The sequence below is a fragment of the Chryseobacterium sp. B21-037 genome, assembly GCF_028570785.1.
GTDB lineage: Bacteria > Bacteroidota > Bacteroidia > Flavobacteriales > Weeksellaceae > Chryseobacterium > Chryseobacterium proteolyticum.
In genome coordinates this window covers 75,564-91,360 of the sequence record NZ_JALGCB010000001.1, presented here as the reverse complement: position 1 = coordinate 91,360, position 15,797 = coordinate 75,564, and the positions used below count along the sequence as shown (strand labels likewise).

General features: G+C 34.4%; 11 protein-coding genes and 1 pseudogene. 2 read left to right on the top strand and 10 right to left on the bottom strand.

The features are described from left to right. Window positions 1-67 precede the first annotated feature (67 nt). From MTQ00_RS00445 to MTQ00_RS00420, 5 genes are all read right to left on the bottom strand, one after another. The gene (locus MTQ00_RS00445; RefSeq protein WP_273647307.1) at window positions 68-400 is read right to left on the bottom strand and encodes a hypothetical protein; all 333 of its coding nucleotides are present in this window, start codon (window positions 398-400) and stop codon (window positions 68-70) included. A gap of 76 nt (window positions 401-476) precedes the next feature. Beyond that, window positions 477-827 carry an enoyl-CoA hydratase gene (locus tag MTQ00_RS00440; RefSeq protein ID WP_273647306.1) on the bottom strand — a complete coding sequence of 117 codons (351 nt, stop codon included), beginning with the start codon at window positions 825-827 and terminating at the stop codon, window positions 477-479. Between the two features lie 78 nt (window positions 828-905). Next, window positions 906-1,544, bottom strand: a complete 639-nt coding sequence (locus MTQ00_RS00435) for a hypothetical protein (protein WP_273647305.1) — start codon at window positions 1,542-1,544, stop codon at window positions 906-908. A gap of 16 nt (window positions 1,545-1,560) precedes the next feature. Continuing rightward, entirely contained in the window at window positions 1,561-1,998 is a 438-nt protein-coding gene (locus MTQ00_RS00430; RefSeq protein ID WP_273647304.1) for a hypothetical protein, read from the bottom strand. Between the two features lie 449 nt (window positions 1,999-2,447). After that, on the bottom strand, window positions 2,448-3,080 hold the full coding sequence (locus MTQ00_RS00420; protein ID WP_273647303.1) for a hypothetical protein: 633 nt from the start codon (window positions 3,078-3,080) through the stop codon (window positions 2,448-2,450). A gap of 513 nt (window positions 3,081-3,593) precedes the next feature. Between MTQ00_RS00420 and MTQ00_RS00410 the strand changes: the two genes are divergently transcribed. After that, a complete protein-coding gene (locus tag MTQ00_RS00410; RefSeq protein ID WP_273647302.1) occupies window positions 3,594-4,058 on the top strand; it encodes a hypothetical protein in 465 nt (154 codons plus the stop codon). 113 nt (window positions 4,059-4,171) lie between these two features. Here MTQ00_RS00410 and MTQ00_RS00405 read toward each other — a convergent pair whose 3' ends face one another. Genes MTQ00_RS00405 through MTQ00_RS00390 form a run of 4 tightly spaced genes read right to left on the bottom strand, consistent with a single transcriptional unit; the run spans window position 4,172 to window position 12,792 of the window. Further along, window positions 4,172-4,621: a hypothetical protein gene (locus MTQ00_RS00405; protein WP_273647301.1), complete on the bottom strand. Its 450-nt coding sequence runs from the start codon at window positions 4,619-4,621 to the stop codon at window positions 4,172-4,174. 4 nt (window positions 4,622-4,625) lie between these two features. Then, window positions 4,626-8,273, bottom strand: a complete 3,648-nt coding sequence (locus tag MTQ00_RS00400; protein ID WP_273647300.1) for a DUF6443 domain-containing protein — start codon at window positions 8,271-8,273, stop codon at window positions 4,626-4,628. Between the two features lie 38 nt (window positions 8,274-8,311). Next, the gene (locus MTQ00_RS00395) at window positions 8,312-11,161 is read right to left on the bottom strand and encodes an RHS repeat domain-containing protein (protein ID WP_273647299.1); all 2,850 of its coding nucleotides are present in this window, start codon (window positions 11,159-11,161) and stop codon (window positions 8,312-8,314) included. 5 nt (window positions 11,162-11,166) lie between these two features. After that, entirely contained in the window at window positions 11,167-12,792 is a 1,626-nt protein-coding gene (locus tag MTQ00_RS00390; protein ID WP_273647298.1) for a T9SS type A sorting domain-containing protein, read from the bottom strand. Between the two features lie 359 nt (window positions 12,793-13,151). Here MTQ00_RS00390 and MTQ00_RS00385 point away from each other — a divergent pair, with 359 nt between their 5' ends. Then, window positions 13,152-13,997, top strand: coding sequence for a prephenate dehydrogenase (locus MTQ00_RS00385; RefSeq protein ID WP_172276976.1), 846 nt, complete (start codon window positions 13,152-13,154; stop codon window positions 13,995-13,997). A gap of 360 nt (window positions 13,998-14,357) precedes the next feature. Here MTQ00_RS00385 and MTQ00_RS00380 read toward each other — a convergent pair. Continuing rightward, window positions 14,358-15,775 (bottom strand): annotated as a pseudogene (locus MTQ00_RS00380) (L-serine ammonia-lyase). Between the last annotated feature and the right edge of the window lie 22 nt (window positions 15,776-15,797).

The window sequence follows — 15,797 nt, the reverse complement described above, 5'->3', positions numbered from 1 at the left end:
ATGGTTCGTACCTATAAAAAAGACCGGCTGTAGAGCCGGTCTTTTTTGTTTATTCGAAGTTAAAAATTTACCATTTTTGAGCCAGATACTCTTCTAATGGGGTATTCCAGAACCATGGAGGTGAGCAGAATTCTGTTAATTCGGAAAGGATATCCTGCATCCTTTCCTTATATATTAAATCACTTCCATAATCATCATGATCGTATTCAATATGTTTATTATTGACAAATTTTATAAAATCATCATTTAAGGTTAAGCCTTCATCTCTAAGTTGGTTTATCCCTATGAAGAAATTATGCGCTAATGTTCTAAAATCTTTGTTATCTAAAGTTGAAACTGTTTTAAAGTCTAACCTTTCAAATAAAACATTGAGTTGATCCCTCATCTTATCAAATTCCATCTTCTCGGATTTATATATAGATTGTTAATCTTATTCGGGCACGAGCGTGACGCTCGCGCCAGCAGGGGCCATTTTATTAATTTATTATATTTCCATTCTCATCAAGTTCACTTTCAAAGTATCCAATAACTTCATGCCAATTTTCACTCAGATAAAACATACCATAATATTTTTCACCTGTTATGCTTACAAATCTTAATTTACTTTCAGAATAATTTTCCAAGCTTAATAATAAACTGCTTAATTCTTGTGATAACCTAACATTACCATTCCTTGTAGCGGTGTATTGCCTAATCTTATATATTCCTATTAAATTTTCTCTATCAAAGTTATCACTATTGCTGATTTTAATTTTATAGTTTTCAAAATCACCCAACATCTGCCTTTCTTTTTTTATTAAGCTAAATATTTTTTCAGATACTAACATATTAATAATTTATATTGATCTTGGTAAAGCGTATTCCCCCCGCTACCGCACGAATCCATTTAAAATGCCAGCTGCCATTTATTTCACAAATATTTTATCTGCTGCAAGCATTATACTATCACTTTTGTCATCACTGAACTCGGAAAATTTTGTCACTATACCTATCACACTTTCATTCTCATTAATAGGAATAGAGCAAGAATAATAACTATTATTTTCTTTACATATTAATGTTTCCTCTTTAATAATCTTTCTTCTGACTGAATCAGAAATAGTATAATTAAACTCTACTAATTTTGTTTTAAATTTTGAAACAGGAAAGTAAAAACTGAAATTGAACCTAACTTTATCAAATGATTTAGTATAAAATTTACTTGCATCTTCATACAATTTTCCATCTCTATATATCTTAATTTGATTCTCAATCTGTTTATTTAGAAAAATATATTCTATTTCATACTTTTCTCCAGTTCTTTTATTTCTAAATTTCCACCAATCTTGCTTAGAGTTGTAATGAGTATTTATATTACCTTCCAGAGTATACTCTTTATTCTCTCCATTAATTTTCGTAATAGAATCGTTAATTCTTGTTTTTGATATTATTTTGTAATTACTTAGTTCAGCTAATTTTAAAATATTTTCCCCTTGTTGTTTTTTACAACTGAAAAATATGGAAAAGACAAGAAAAATCCCAATATATTTTATTTTACCAACCATAAGTTTTAACGCCAGTTTATAAGAGGGAACTAATATTATCGCTTTTAATAAAATGTAAAACCTGATATAAACCTTCGTATGGCAATCCTTGCTCTAAATCAAGTATAACATTATCATTATTTTTTAATCCCAATTTTAATTTTGTAAAATTATTTTTTAAATAAATGTCATTTTTCAATTCTTCTTTTAAGGCTGGAACAACTTCTATAATTTCATCTATTTTTACAAATGAAAAGCTATCTTGCTTATTGATAATAATTCTATTATTAGTCAATAAAATCCAATTTGAAATATTTTCAAAAAAAGTAATTAATGGTTTTTCTTGATCAGATAAATTTGAAAACAATGTCTTGAATTGATTCTCATTATCTCTATTAATAATTTTAGTTTTAATCCCTTCCCCACCTTTTCTTTTGAAAATTGAAAGGTATATTGATGATTTATCTTTTATCATTTAAATATTATTTTAAAGTTTTTTGCAAAATAATTCCATTTCCAACCTTCTCGAATGAATAACCGAATCGTTGTGCTATATTTGGATTTAAAATCCTTGATTAATTACTGATGAATCATAAATAGATATTTTTCTTGCTCCTGCTCCAATCCCCGCTACCCCCATGCACTAATTACAAATTTAAATCTATTTCCAAAATTTCATGATCATCATTATAGTAATTTCTTTCACTGCTATATTTGCATTGATAAAGTTCTGTTACAAAACCACTTTCAACAGGATTCTGATGGATGTAATTTAATTTCTGCTAAAGGCTACTTTCAGACTCATTTAATATTAAATACTATAAACAAAAATCCGAGAAAGTGTACCTTCTCGGATTTATTATGAGTTGTTAATCTAATTTAATTTATTCAGACACGAGCATGACGCTCGCGCCAACAGGGGAATTATATTTTACTCTTCATTTGTTTACTATATAAAAGCATTTGCGGTATAAACAATAGTAAGATAGAAAATGAAATTGGATTAAATCCTTTTAATATTGTAAAAATTATAACTACTATAATTGATACCAATAAAACAAAAGAATTAATTATATAAGCCAACCTAATATATCCTTTTTCTACAAGTTCATCCCAACTATCAATTATTCTAATATCGTATTTTTTAACTTCATTTTTTAACTTGTCAATAAACTTGTCCGCATCTTTAGATTTAATCTTGGAATTATTAATATAAATAGTATCAACATTTGTTATAATTTTTCTTAAAAATTGATCGTCATCTAAAACAACGGTTTTGATATCACTAATTTTAATAGAAATAGGAGATCTAAAATTAAAAATAAATTTCTTTTTCCATTCAAAAACTAATTCGTTATCAGTTTTAATTATTATTTTGAGGTTTCCACTTGCAAAATAATACATTGTTATAAGGATTAAAGTAAAACAAAGAATTGGAATAATAAAAGAGCTGGTTTCAGCTCCAATAAAGATTGCAATTACAAAAAATATTGGCGTTAAAAAAAGACTTAACAAAATTCTAGATTGTTTAAAAATAGTAATATTATATTCTTGCATTTTCTTATTAATTAAGGTTCATTTGTTAAATCATAAATCATTGTTCCTGTTCCATAAACTAAAAACCCCACGCTGGTGCGAGCGTCACGCTCGTTGCCTCTTCACTAATTACAAATTTAAATCTATTTCCAAAATTTCATGATCATCATTATAGTAATTTCTTGCACTGCTATATTTTCATTCATAAGGTTCTGTTACAAAACCACTTTCAATAGGATTCTGATGGATGTAATTTAATTTTGCTCAAAAACCTTTAAAGACCATAAATAGTGTAATTCTAAAAACAACCTTAATAAAAATCCGAGAAATAGGTATTTTCTCGGATTTATTATGAGTTGTTAATCTAATTTATTAAGACACCAGCGTGACGCTCGCGCCAGCAGGGTGACCATAAATGTATCAACAAACAGGTATAAGCTGGAAAAATCATTACTTCATAATAACAACTATATTTAATAAATAATTATTCATTTTAAATTATTGTTCATAACTTTGAATATTATAAAATAGCTTATGTTTAAGAAAAACTATATAAAGAGCTCTCTTTTAATCTTAGTACTTTTACTGATAACTAGTTGCAACTTTAATCATATATATGAAAACCGAGAAGAAGATAAAAAAGAGGCTGAAAAGATTACACAAAAGTTTTATTCTTTAATTAAGGCAAACAGAAAAGAAGAAATTTTGAAGCTTTTTAGTGCAAAATTTTTTAAAGCAACAAGTAAAGATAAATTAATTGGAATGATTGATTGGACTAATAAAGAAGCGGGAAGTAGTTCAAATTATTCATTATATGAATGGGAAACAAGTGTTGTAAAAGGAACAAACTCTAAAGCTGAATATCTATTGTCATATTATGTGAAAAGAGATAAAATCAATACTTTTGAAATTTTCTCCTTACAGAAAGAGACTGATAGTATAAAAATTATCGGTTATGAAATAAATTTAGATGTAGACAAAAATAAGATAATAAAATAAAGGAAAATAATAGGGATCTTTTTGTAGAAATAAAAACTCTAAATAGCGCTGTATATAAAAATTTAAAAAGGTTATCTACGTTTTGTAGATAACCTTTTTACGCATTTGTATTTTTATGCCGGATCTGCAAATCCTACTGAAAGCATAGCAAATAATAGTAAAAAGTAATAGTTGTATTCATCTTCTCTGTCAAATACTAGGACGTATTTGTTCATAAAAAAAGTTGATTCATCTTTTATTGATCCAATTTTTTTATTATTTAACAAACATATCGCTTCATATTTCCCTAATATATTAAATTTCTCTTTTATTGAAAGTATATTATTATTTATAACAAGGCTATTTCTTTTTACTGAAAGAGTCTTATCTAAATTTTGATCTAATATTTTAATATTTTTCTTAAAAAAAAAATTAAACGTTTTAAAAACCAACAACTCTTTATTGTCAACTCCTAAAATTTTGTTTTTATTTAAATAAAAGCGTCCAAAGATCACCTTTAAAATTAACTTATTACCTTCAAAAAATTCTGAAGTATCAGAATGAATATTAACATAGTAATTCATAATATTATTTAAATCCTATTACAATTTTACCATCTATACCCAAAAGAGCTTTCAATCCTCCTCCAATTTCAAAGCAAGACGAACAACCTTCTTTATTACCTCCTTTAAATTTAGATTTTAAAGATATTCCTAAAGCTTCAGCACTGCTCCCAGCTGGTGGTTTAAGTATGCTTTCTCCAGGACCTATATTACCTTGCCCCTCTAAATGTCCATTATCCTTATAATATTCTATTAAATCACCAGCTGTGGGAATGACGTCATTTGAAACATAATCTAAGTTCCCACCTACTGATAATTTCTTACTTAATAATTTTATACCACCACCTACAAAATTATGTCCTTTTCTATCACCAGCTTTTGCATAAAAACCATCCCCCAAACTCCATCCTACCTTTCCAAGAGATGTAGTAAATAAACCTGCCTCAAGTGAACCAAAGCTTGTTTTACCTCCAACTTGTGCACCAAATGTCGCAGAACCTTCTAATTTTAAAACGAAATTATTCATAAAATAATCAATAACATTACCCCACATGCTACCAGTACCTAACTTCAACATATTATATTGTCCATACTGCGCTTCATCTGCATCTGTCCACCAACTTAAAATGCCTTTATTATTTGTTAATCCTCCACTGTAGCCCATTTTCAACGTATTCATAAGATCACTATAAGCCTGCGTTTCTCCAAAAGTTTCAGTGCTTCTGCCACCTGCCGTACTAAGCTTAGACATTGAGTCTTCAAAATACATTGCAGTTACATTTTGCTGTCCCAAATAATCTAAATAATTTGCTATTCCACCATGTCCTCCTTGGGCGAAATATCTCAGGAGACTTCCCCTCTCACCCATTCCTACAGATCTTTCAGGATCTATCGTAGGAGCGTAGATGGATTTTCTTCCATCCGGATCAATAAAGCTTACCGGATTATTAAATGCATAGTTATACGGAGAAAATCTTCTCATTTGTTCCGCCAAAGGATCAATCACGCCCCATCGTGCAATGTCGGACATATACATCCTGGCCCCGAAATCATTCCATCCGGTTTCACTTTGAAGTTCCTTGCCATTGTACTGGTAATTATAAGAAGGATTTCCTTTTATACCATTATAGCCATTATGTTTCAATCCAAAAGGATAGTAATTGTTTTCAGTAAGAACTTCTGCGCTACCGGTAGAGCTTTTGGAGTAGCTTAGCCTTATATTCCCCAAATGATCGGTATAGTTGTAAATATACTTATTATTTTCAAAACTGTAGTATCCCTCCGCAGTAGGTACAAACTTAAGGATTGGTGAGCCCGCTCCAAAAGATGTCGTACTCGTTTCATATTGAAATCCGTCCAGATAATCCGTCACCGTATTGGCAAGAAAATTAAACTGGGCATCATCCCTGTATTTATAATCTTTTTTTAGCTTTGTCCCGTCTGCGCGATAGGTATACAATGTATTAACATAGGTTTGAGATCCCCTGTTCCCAACAAGTTCATTAAATTTAATATACTTCGGGAGGTTAAGCATATTATAGTCGATCTGTAAAATTCCTTTATCCTTCTGGTCTGTCATATTCCCGTTATCATCATAGCCAATACTATTTCCGGAAGTTTCGGGATACCCTCCATAGTTATTTGAGGAATCAGTAACGGAGTTAAGCTTATTTCCCGTATACTGATAAGTAAGGTTATCCATAAGTTCGGTTGCTCCTGTAATACCTTTTGTGTTCCTTTGTAAGGAGCTGATGTTTCCGTTCAGATCGTAAGCCAGGGTTTCGTTGTAAAAATTATTTTGGGGAACCGATGACCCGGGTTCATAATAAGTTCCTTTGGTCAGCCTGGTTAAAGCATCATATTGATAGGCATATCTTCTTAGTACATTATCTGAAGAAGTCCTCCAATCCATTTCTGAAATTAGTCCGTTATATTTTGCAGTTGCATTAGTGGGATTCTGGAATTTAAGCTCATAGGCAAATAATTTCCCGTTAAGGTTGGAAGGATCATTAACTTTGGTAAGAGCACCATGGATATTGTAGGTGTAAACAATATCCTGAAGGCTGTTTCCAACCTTTTTACCTGAAAGCTGGTTAAGTTCATTATAAGTATTCTCCGCAAGTAATTCCTGAGCGCCCGTTCCTACCTGATGCCATTGTTTTTTTAATCTGTTTTGGCTGTCATATTCATACGTCTGGGTTATAATTTTTTCTGCGTCAGAAGCTAATCTTTTGTGGTAGATTTTAGACTGTTTTACGGCGCCTGCAAAATCAAGCAAAGATTCTGTTTTGGTATAGCCTCCCAGGTGATTAATAGAGTGCGTACCTATAACCCTGATCTTATCATCATACCATATATAATTTTTCGTCCAGTTATCATCTTCAATATTTTTCACATACGAAGCTGTTGCAAGGCTTCTTGTATTGACTGCATTAGCCGTGTTATCACCGATGGTATTAACACCCTGAATCTGCGAAGGTCTTGTGGGAGTTCCAGTTGGATAAGTGTCGTAGTAGTTAATACTCAAAACCTTATCAATAGTGGTAGGGTATACCATATTGCCATAGTAGACAAGCATTCCACTGTTTGTAAATCCCGTAGTACTTTTTTCTTCCGTTGATGGCTTTCCCTGGTCAATATAATAATTGGTGCTGTATTGAACCTGATCCCTGATAAATTGACTCCCAATATCAGCTATTCCTGTATATATTACTCTGCTCAGCTTATCATATTTTGAAAAGAACCATTTTCCTGTTTTTCGTAATTCTGCATCCTGACTCATTATGAGCCTGTCAGCTTTATCATAAACAAAATATTCCCATCCTTTCCCTGGTATTTTTTTCTCTACCTGTCTTCCTTTGGAGTCATATTTATACTGATAACATAATGGGTCAAGTATACTCTGGGTAACAGTAGCCCCGTTAGCCATCTTTTCAACTGTCTTTGAAGCTTCCGGTGAAAGTACAAAAGCAAGCTTGTTATACTCGTTATAAATATAGTAAGTGTTTGCACTCTCTGATGCACTAATTACTTTCTTCACCAGCAAGGTCTTTCCGCTTGCGCTTTTAAACTCTATACTTTTATTCCCGTCTTCATCAGTTATCGTGTTTTTAGAAAGCTTTTTTAAAGGATAATATCCAGCTTTCACAATATCTGTTTTGGTAGCATTATTTTCCCACGTGGTAGAGACCGTGAATTTCAATACTTCATTAGCTGCATTTGTCTCATAATTATACAGCACTGGCTTGTTAGCCCAGGCATTTCCCGGTTTTACGCTCTGCTTTACCCTGTTATAAGGAGCAATATCCATTGTCGTTACTCCAAATATCTTTTCTAAGCCATAGGTCTGGGAAGCATCCGCAAGAGGATCTGTATAAATACCTCCATCCTGGGTTACACTTTGTGGGACAGGCAGATAAGTTTTATTCGTTATTTCCGTAGGATCATATACTATATGTTGTACTATGTCTTTTCCTGATGGAGTTCCTTTAATACTGATGATCTGCTTAGGACGAGCAAGCCCATCGAAATATTGAACTGATTCTACTTTTTTGGAGCAATCTTCGGTAAGACAGCTTTTCGTATAAGAATAGTTTTCGTTGTCAGTAAGCCCTGACTGGGAGAAGCCCCACCCAGAGATTAACAGCATCAAACATAAAATAATTTTTTTCATCCTGATCTGTGTTTTATATTGTATACCTGGCTTCATGATCATTGGTTTTTAAGGTTGTTTTTAAACTCCTGTAACGTATTGCCCGTTCGGTCTGTGATCTTAATCAACCTGTTGGCATTATCGTATTGGTAGTTCTTTCTGACTCCTGCTGGAGAAGTTTCAGTGGTTACTCCAATGAGCGGATCATAAGTGTAGGTCGTTATATTGTATTGTTTCAGATTCTGATTTTTTCTGAAAGTATCGAGAGCTGTAATGAAAGCAGGCTCTGTAGAAGGATCTGAAATATCCTTAAGCGACGCGTTGACTATAGGCTGAATAATATTAAGAGCTGTAAGCTGGTCATAGGTAATACCTTCAACTTTAGCAATCAACAGCGTATTGTTATAACCATATACCAGTGATACAGGAACTCCGCTTTTACTGGTAAGCTGCAATACATTCCCAAATGCATCATATTTATCAAAAGTTCCCTCTGTAGAAGGTGTTCCGTTTACAACGTCATAGGAAATTGTTGAAGAAGGATAGACATCCGTGGTGCGATCAAACTTCACTTCGGATTTTGAAATATTTTTAGAGATTCCATCTTGGGTTACTTTAGTTTCCGATTGTAGCGGAACTGCAATCAGATTGGCATTTTTCAGCTTCTGGTTATTAAGATCATCAGCATATTTGTAATTTTTTTCAGAATAATCTCCGGTTTCGTCAGTGGCTGCTTCTTTAATAATATTTCCATATTTACCTTCTGCTGTTGTTGTACTTGAATTGGTTAAAACAGTATTGGCATCCGGATATGAAAACCCATTGACAGTCTGGGTTTCTATCCATGGGATTTTTGGAGGAACAGGAATATTAGCATCAATCGGAGTATAATTTATGGTATACTGATATTCATTTTTCTGTGCCAGTTGTCCATTCCCTTTATATTGCTCAATTTTTTCAGGAAGCAACATATTTAAAATATTATAATTGAGGTCTGCATAATTAAAGGGACTTTGAATTGGAAGGTTTAATAGTCCACTAGTATCATTAGGCATAATAAAAGAATACTTAGTAGAATAGTTCTTAGTTGTATTGGTGACTTTTACATTTTTGTAAAGCATCTCTTCATAAGGTTGATAAAATCCACCATCTAGCAGGATACTGCTATTATCCCAGCCATAAAGCATACTATTCGGAACCCCAGGTTTTGAAAAATCATCGTAATTATAATCCAATACTTCTATAGGTGCGGCATTGGGATCATCATATTTTTTAATACTTTTCACTCTCAGGCCTTTAGTATAGTTAAAAGGTTCGGAAAGCTTTTTTACTCCATATATAATAAATGTTCCTTTATCAGGGGATGACCCGGTGAGCCTTAATTTGTTCGTACCATTGGTCACAAAATACTCATAGCTGGAGGTCTCTGTATCATTTTTAAATATTGTCCTTGAGACTTCTGTACCATTAGCCTTATAAATTTTATAAGAAAAAGGAACAGGTCCTGCATTTTTTAATGTTACATCATTCACTCCACCAATAATATAACATACATCAGTATATACAGAGCTATCAATAGTAAATGGATAGTCTTTGGTAATAGCCATGTCAAAGTTGATCTCTGCTATTTTTACCAGCTTAAAATCTTTAAAAGGATGATTTAAGATATTCCCACCGCTATAAGATACACTATACTGACGACTAGGTACAGGTTGTGTATTTGACTCGAATTCATATTCTATTTTTCCTCCTGAGGGCAAATGTATTACCTGTAAAACACCATTATTGGCATAGTGAGGGTTAACTTCCCCAGTATTATATAATCTATCCTGTTCAAAGATTTGATAGGAAGAAACTGTTCCAAAACCGAACTCATCTTTTTTATCTACACTTACACCATTATTAGAAAGATAATCAAAACTGTATTTCTCAATCACGTTATTATTCTTATCCAATTTAGATAAAGAGAGTAGCTCTTTTCCATTGGTGCTTACCTGATATTGATGGATTACTCTTGACCCTGCATCTTTGAGTATTAATTTTTGTAGCAAATAAGCATCACGATCCCCAGAGGTTGGTGTCCAGTTGGTAACGGGCAAAGGTGCAGTGCCTTGATAATATTGAAAATCAATTGATCCAATGTTAGTTATATTGATTTTCAAAAGCTTGTTCTTTACAATATACTGTGTTCCGCCGACACCTGAAATACTCTGTGTATAAGGAACATAGTCGTAGGTTACAATCGTATTATTTCCTTCATCTGTTATTTGAGTAAGGTTATAAGCACTCTGAAACAATTCTTTCTTATTGCCTATTCCATAAAATGAAATATCGTTTTTATCAAAAAGATATTTTAACCCGTTTTCATCAATTACTGTAAACGATTTTATCAGGTATTTTGTGGTATCAGTAGTTTTCTCGAAAATGATCCTTGTTTTTGAAGTTTCTGTTTGTATAATTTTCGCTCCATTAGTAGCTTTATCATAGGCTATTGCAAATCTTCCACTTCCTCCAGGACAGCTATACTGAAACATATTGGATTCATAAACCTTGTTATTCCCTATCTTTCCTACGCTATATTCCTTAACATGATTATGAGAAGATCTTGATACATAAGATCCCGCTGTAACGTTCCACCCCATGCCAATATCAGTGATCATCTGCTTGGATGAAATACCTGAAGCAGAATAATTTAATCCAACATTGATTTTAAGTTTGGAAGATTGAGTGGGAATATTGAATAAAGGAATACCTATACTAGGATTACCTCTGGCAATATCCACTGTACCCATATTTTCATAATTACTTTTTTGAAGTTCAAAAGTATTTCCACTTTGACCATAGTTTATGGTACTATAAGCTAAAAAGCAAAAGAAAAACAAGTTTTTTATAAAGTTATTTTTTCTCATCTGTATTATTTTTTAATCAATTTAGCATTAGCCGTTTTATTCGTATCCGTTTTGATGACCACCAGATAAGCACCTTGTATCAACGGCTGTGCATTAATCTTCGTTACCTTATTCTTGGTTTTTAGATTCTGAAGCTGTCTTCCTCCCATATCATACATAGTAATATCCGCTTCCCTGAAATCAAAGCCTATTTCTACATAAGCATAATCTGATACCGGATTCGGATAGATCTTGATATCCTGTTTTTCAATTAACTGATCCAGTTGTTTATCTCCCAGCTTCACAATCTTCCAGTTCTCCTTCCCTAGTTCCTCTGCACTGGTTCCTGCTAAAATGATGGAGCCATCCCTGTTCAGCTTAATATCTGATAATCTCTCCTCTCTCTTTCTGGATTCTCCCTTCACATGCTTTCTCCACTGTTCATTTCCATTAGCATCCAAATACAGCATCCAGAATGTTTCATCATCTGTTTCTATTCTTCCTTCTGCCTGAGTATATCCACCCAACAATATTCCTTTAGTTGAGGGTTGAGAGTTGTCAGTTGATAGCTGATTTAGGGCAGTCATACCCATCAAAACATCCCTGTTTTTGAAATTGTAGGATTTTTGCCACTGTTCATCTCCTCTTTCATTTAAAGAAACCAACCACAAATCTGTTCCTTCTTCTATTCCTACCGTCTTGTTTCCGGATCTCTCACTTCTTGATTCTCCTCCGATGATATACCCGTTTGACGTTAAAGCCAGTGTTCTTAGATGATCATCTCCTTTTCCTCCCAGGTTCTTTTCCCATTCTACCTTTCCTTCTTTGTTTAGTTTTACGATCCAGTAATCTCCTTCACCAAAGTTTTCAGTGGTTTTTGCATAGCGGGATACGGAACCTGAGGTTCCTGTAGCTGAGTTTTGATTCCCGGAATCGGAAACACGAAACTCAGAGCTTCTTGAATAGATTCCCAGAAGTGCTCCACCGTCTCTTGTGGGTATCATCTTTTCCACTTCGTCTAATCCTCTTCCCCCTAAAATAAGTTGTGAAAGTTCTTTTCCGTTTTTATCAAGTCTGATCACCAGGATATCTTTTGAACCATAGCCTTTGGATGCATTCTGAACATTTCCGGCTACAACAAGTCCTAAATCTGTGGTTTGGATAACTGATCTGGCTTCTTCATCAGCACTTGTTCCCAAAGTCTTTTGCCACAATTCATCTCCAAATTCATTAATTCTAATGAGCCATATATCTGATCCTCCTTTGGAGTCATCTTTTTTATCTATTCCCTTTCCGGAATATGAGGTTCCTGAAATTAGAAAGCCTCCTTCCTGGGTTGCTACGGTAGAAGACAAATAATCATGATTGTTTCCTGAGAAATACTTTTCCCAAACCTGATCTCCCTGTTGGTTGAGTTTCACCAAATGAAAGTCGTAGCCATTGTTTTGCTGGGTATTGCTTCCTGCATCTTTCTTCTGGTTTCCTGCTTGTATGACACTTCCTGTTATCAGATACTGCTGATCGATTGTTGTGGTTACCTGGCTTAGGAAATCCTGGGTTGAGGATTTGATATCTTTTTGCCAAACCACTTCCTGGGCTGATAACCCGGAAATAATGCACATAGAAAGTACACTCAAGTAGAGTTTTTTCATGCCTTGTGTTTAATTGTTAAATTCATTTTTTATAATTGCCGCAAAAGTAATCTTTTTTATCTCACAACGAAAAGACTTATCGAAAATTTTTGACTTCATCTTTTTCATTTGTACAAAGTTAGCTTTGAATTGCGACAAAACCCGTCGCATTATAAAACCAAAAGTCTTTCCTCACAAGCAAAACTTTCTATCAAAATCATATTTATCATTTCAAAAATATTTTATACCTTCGCTTCGTGATTACAAATAACGGAACATATTACTATAGAATATTTAACTCAGATCTGGGATAGAGATTCTTATATATGATATACAACCTCGTCCTAGGACGGGGTTTTTTATTTTAAAATGAAAAGAAAATGAAAATAAGTATTGTCGGTGTAGGTCTCATTGGAGGCTCTATCGCTTTAAAGTTGAGAGAAAAAGGAATTGCCGATTTTATCTACGGAATAGACAACAGCAGCAGGCACCTTGATGAGGCATTAAGCTTACATATCATTGATGCCAAGGTAGACCTGGAATACGGAATCAGGAATTCCGATCTTGTGATTATTGCTATTCCGGTTGATTCCGCGAGAAAGCTTTTACCTACAGTTTTAGATCTGGTATCAGGCACCCAAACGGTAATGGATGCAGGATCCACCAAAGCAGGAATTGTAAGCGGCGTAAAAGATCACCCGAACAGGTCTAGGTTTGTAGCTTTCCACCCGATGTGGGGTACGGAAAACAGCGGACCGAAATCAGCCGTTGCAGAGAGCTTCTCAGGAAAAGCCGGGGTGATATGCAACAAAGAAGAATCCGCAGAAGACGCTCTTGCCCTCGTTCAGAAAATTGTAGAAGGCCTGGATATGCACCTCATTTATATGAATGCTGAAGACCACGATGTCCATACCGCGTACATCTCTCATATCTCTCACATTACATCCTACGCCTTAGCCAATACTGTATTGGAAAAAGAAAAAGAGGAAGACACCATCTTTCAGCTGGCAAGTTCGGGTTTCTCAAGTACGGTAAGGCTAGCCAAATCCCATCCGGAAATGTGGGTTCCGATCTTTAAACAAAATAAAGAAAATGTTCTGGATGTCCTTAATGAACATATTTCGCAGCTACGTAAGTTTAAGGCAGCTCTGGAAAAAGAAAATTACGAATATTTAACGGAGCTGATTTCCAATGCTAATAAAATAAGAGGAATACTGGATAAGTAATCCTCTTATTGAATATTTTTCTTTGCTATTTCGATGAAGGAGAATCATCCATCGTAACTTTAGTAATTGACTGTATCTTTTCTTTTGTCTTGAAACAAAAGAAACAAAAATTCAAGACTGGAAACTGCGGCTAAAAATGATCCTATTCTCTAAAAATTCTATAACTCGTGCGGATTTGAAGTATGTTTATTATTAACTTTTCTCTCCGCACTCAGACAGTAGAATTTTTTTAACGTTCACAGCATTCATTTTCTTAACGCCTACGTTTCCTAGGTCACTATAAAAAGGTACATTTTTTCTAAACTTATAAAGCTTTAGGACTATCAGTTTAAAAGAAAATTACTTTTGTGACAAATATTTCTAGCACTCCGGAACATTGACTGCAATAGCCAACCCTCCTTCCGAAGTTTCTTTAAAACGATCACTCATCGATTGAGCTGTCTCCCACATCGTCTGAATAACTTCATCCAAAGTTACCCTGGCTTTTGCAGGATCGCTTTCAAGAGCGATATTGGCTGCGGTGATCGCTTTCATCGCTCCCATTGTATTTCTTTCAATACACGGAATCTGCACCAATCCTTTGATCGGATCACAGGTAAGACCTAAATGATGTTCCATAGCGATTTCAGCCGCCATCAGCACCTGTCCTACACTTCCGCCTAAAATTTCAGTAAGTCCCGCTGCCGCCATAGCAGAAGATACTCCAACCTCAGCCTGGCATCCTCCCATAGCCGCGGAGATCGTGGCATTCTTTTAAACAGGGTTCCGATTTCTCCGGCAACCAGTAAGAATCTTACAATATCATCTTCACTCGTAAATGGCGTGAAAGCCTGAGCATACATTAAAACGGCAGGAATAACACCACTCGCCCCGTTTGTAGGTGCTGTGATGATCCTTCCGAAGCTTGCATTCTCTTCATTGACAGCCAAAGCGAAGCAGGCAATCCATTTATTGATATTGGTGAAATTTTCTTCGGCATCTACTACCAGCTGAAACCATTCGTCAATATTCTTATATATTTTATCCCCTAAAAGTTTTCTGTTGATTCCGGCTGCCCTTCTGGTTACATTTAAACCACCAGGCAAAATTCCTTCTTTGTTGACTCCTTTGTAGATGCATTCTTTGATCTGTGTCCAGATATTCAATGCTTCCTGTCTGGTTTCTTCCTGGGTCCTCCAGCTTTCTTCATTGATCATGATCAGGTCTGAAAACTTCTCAAGCCCTAACTTATCACAATATTTTATAACATCTGAACCGTGATGACAAGGGTATAATGTGCGGACACAATGCTTTTGGATCGAATTTTTTTCCTGGCTTGCAATGAATCCTCCTCCTACGGAATAGAAGTCCTGGACCAGTTCGGTTCCATCTTCGAAAACGGCTCTGAAAATCATTCCGTTCGGATGGAAATCGAGGGATTTTTGCATATTGAGAACCAGATGATAGCCGTAGATAAAAGGAATTTCTTTCTCTCCACCCAGATTGATGATCTCATCTCTTTTTATTTTCTCAATTTTCTCATCAATTTTTGAAGTATTGATCGTCTTGTAATCCTCACCATTCAATCCCAGCATTCCCGCGATATCTGTACCATGTCCTATCCCGGTTTTTGCTAAAGAACCGAAAAATTCAAGAAAGACCTCTTTCACCTCTGTGATCGATCTTTCTCTCTTTATAATTCTGATAAATGCAGAAGCTGCATTCCATGGTCCCATCGTATGCGAACTGGACGGGCCTATACCTACTTTAATAATCTCAAATACTGATATTGATTCCATAAAAGATTCATCATTTTCCTCA

Excerpts from the sequence above, each read along its gene's own strand:
- MTQ00_RS00430 (WP_273647304.1), bottom strand. The coding sequence starts at position 1,998 with ATGATAAAAGATAAATCATCAATATACCTTTCAATTTTCAAAAGAAAA.
- MTQ00_RS00395 (WP_273647299.1), bottom strand. The coding sequence starts at position 11,161 with ATGAGAAAAAATAACTTTATAAAAAACTTGTTTTTCTTTTGCTTTTTA.
- MTQ00_RS00420 (WP_273647303.1), bottom strand. The coding sequence starts at position 3,080 with ATGCAAGAATATAATATTACTATTTTTAAACAATCTAGAATTTTGTTA.
- MTQ00_RS00410 (WP_273647302.1), top strand. The coding sequence starts at position 3,594 with ATGTTTAAGAAAAACTATATAAAGAGCTCTCTTTTAATCTTAGTACTT.
- MTQ00_RS00435 (WP_273647305.1), bottom strand. The coding sequence starts at position 1,544 with ATGGTTGGTAAAATAAAATATATTGGGATTTTTCTTGTCTTTTCCATA.
- MTQ00_RS00405 (WP_273647301.1), bottom strand. The coding sequence starts at position 4,621 with ATGAATTACTATGTTAATATTCATTCTGATACTTCAGAATTTTTTGAA.
- MTQ00_RS00390 (WP_273647298.1), bottom strand. The coding sequence starts at position 12,792 with ATGAAAAAACTCTACTTGAGTGTACTTTCTATGTGCATTATTTCCGGG.
- MTQ00_RS00440 (WP_273647306.1), bottom strand. The coding sequence starts at position 827 with ATGTTAGTATCTGAAAAAATATTTAGCTTAATAAAAAAAGAAAGGCAG.
- MTQ00_RS00385 (WP_172276976.1), top strand. The coding sequence starts at position 13,152 with ATGAAAATAAGTATTGTCGGTGTAGGTCTCATTGGAGGCTCTATCGCT.
- MTQ00_RS00445 (WP_273647307.1), bottom strand. The coding sequence starts at position 400 with ATGGAATTTGATAAGATGAGGGATCAACTCAATGTTTTATTTGAAAGG.
- MTQ00_RS00400 (WP_273647300.1), bottom strand. The coding sequence starts at position 8,273 with ATGAAAAAAATTATTTTATGTTTGATGCTGTTAATCTCTGGGTGGGGC.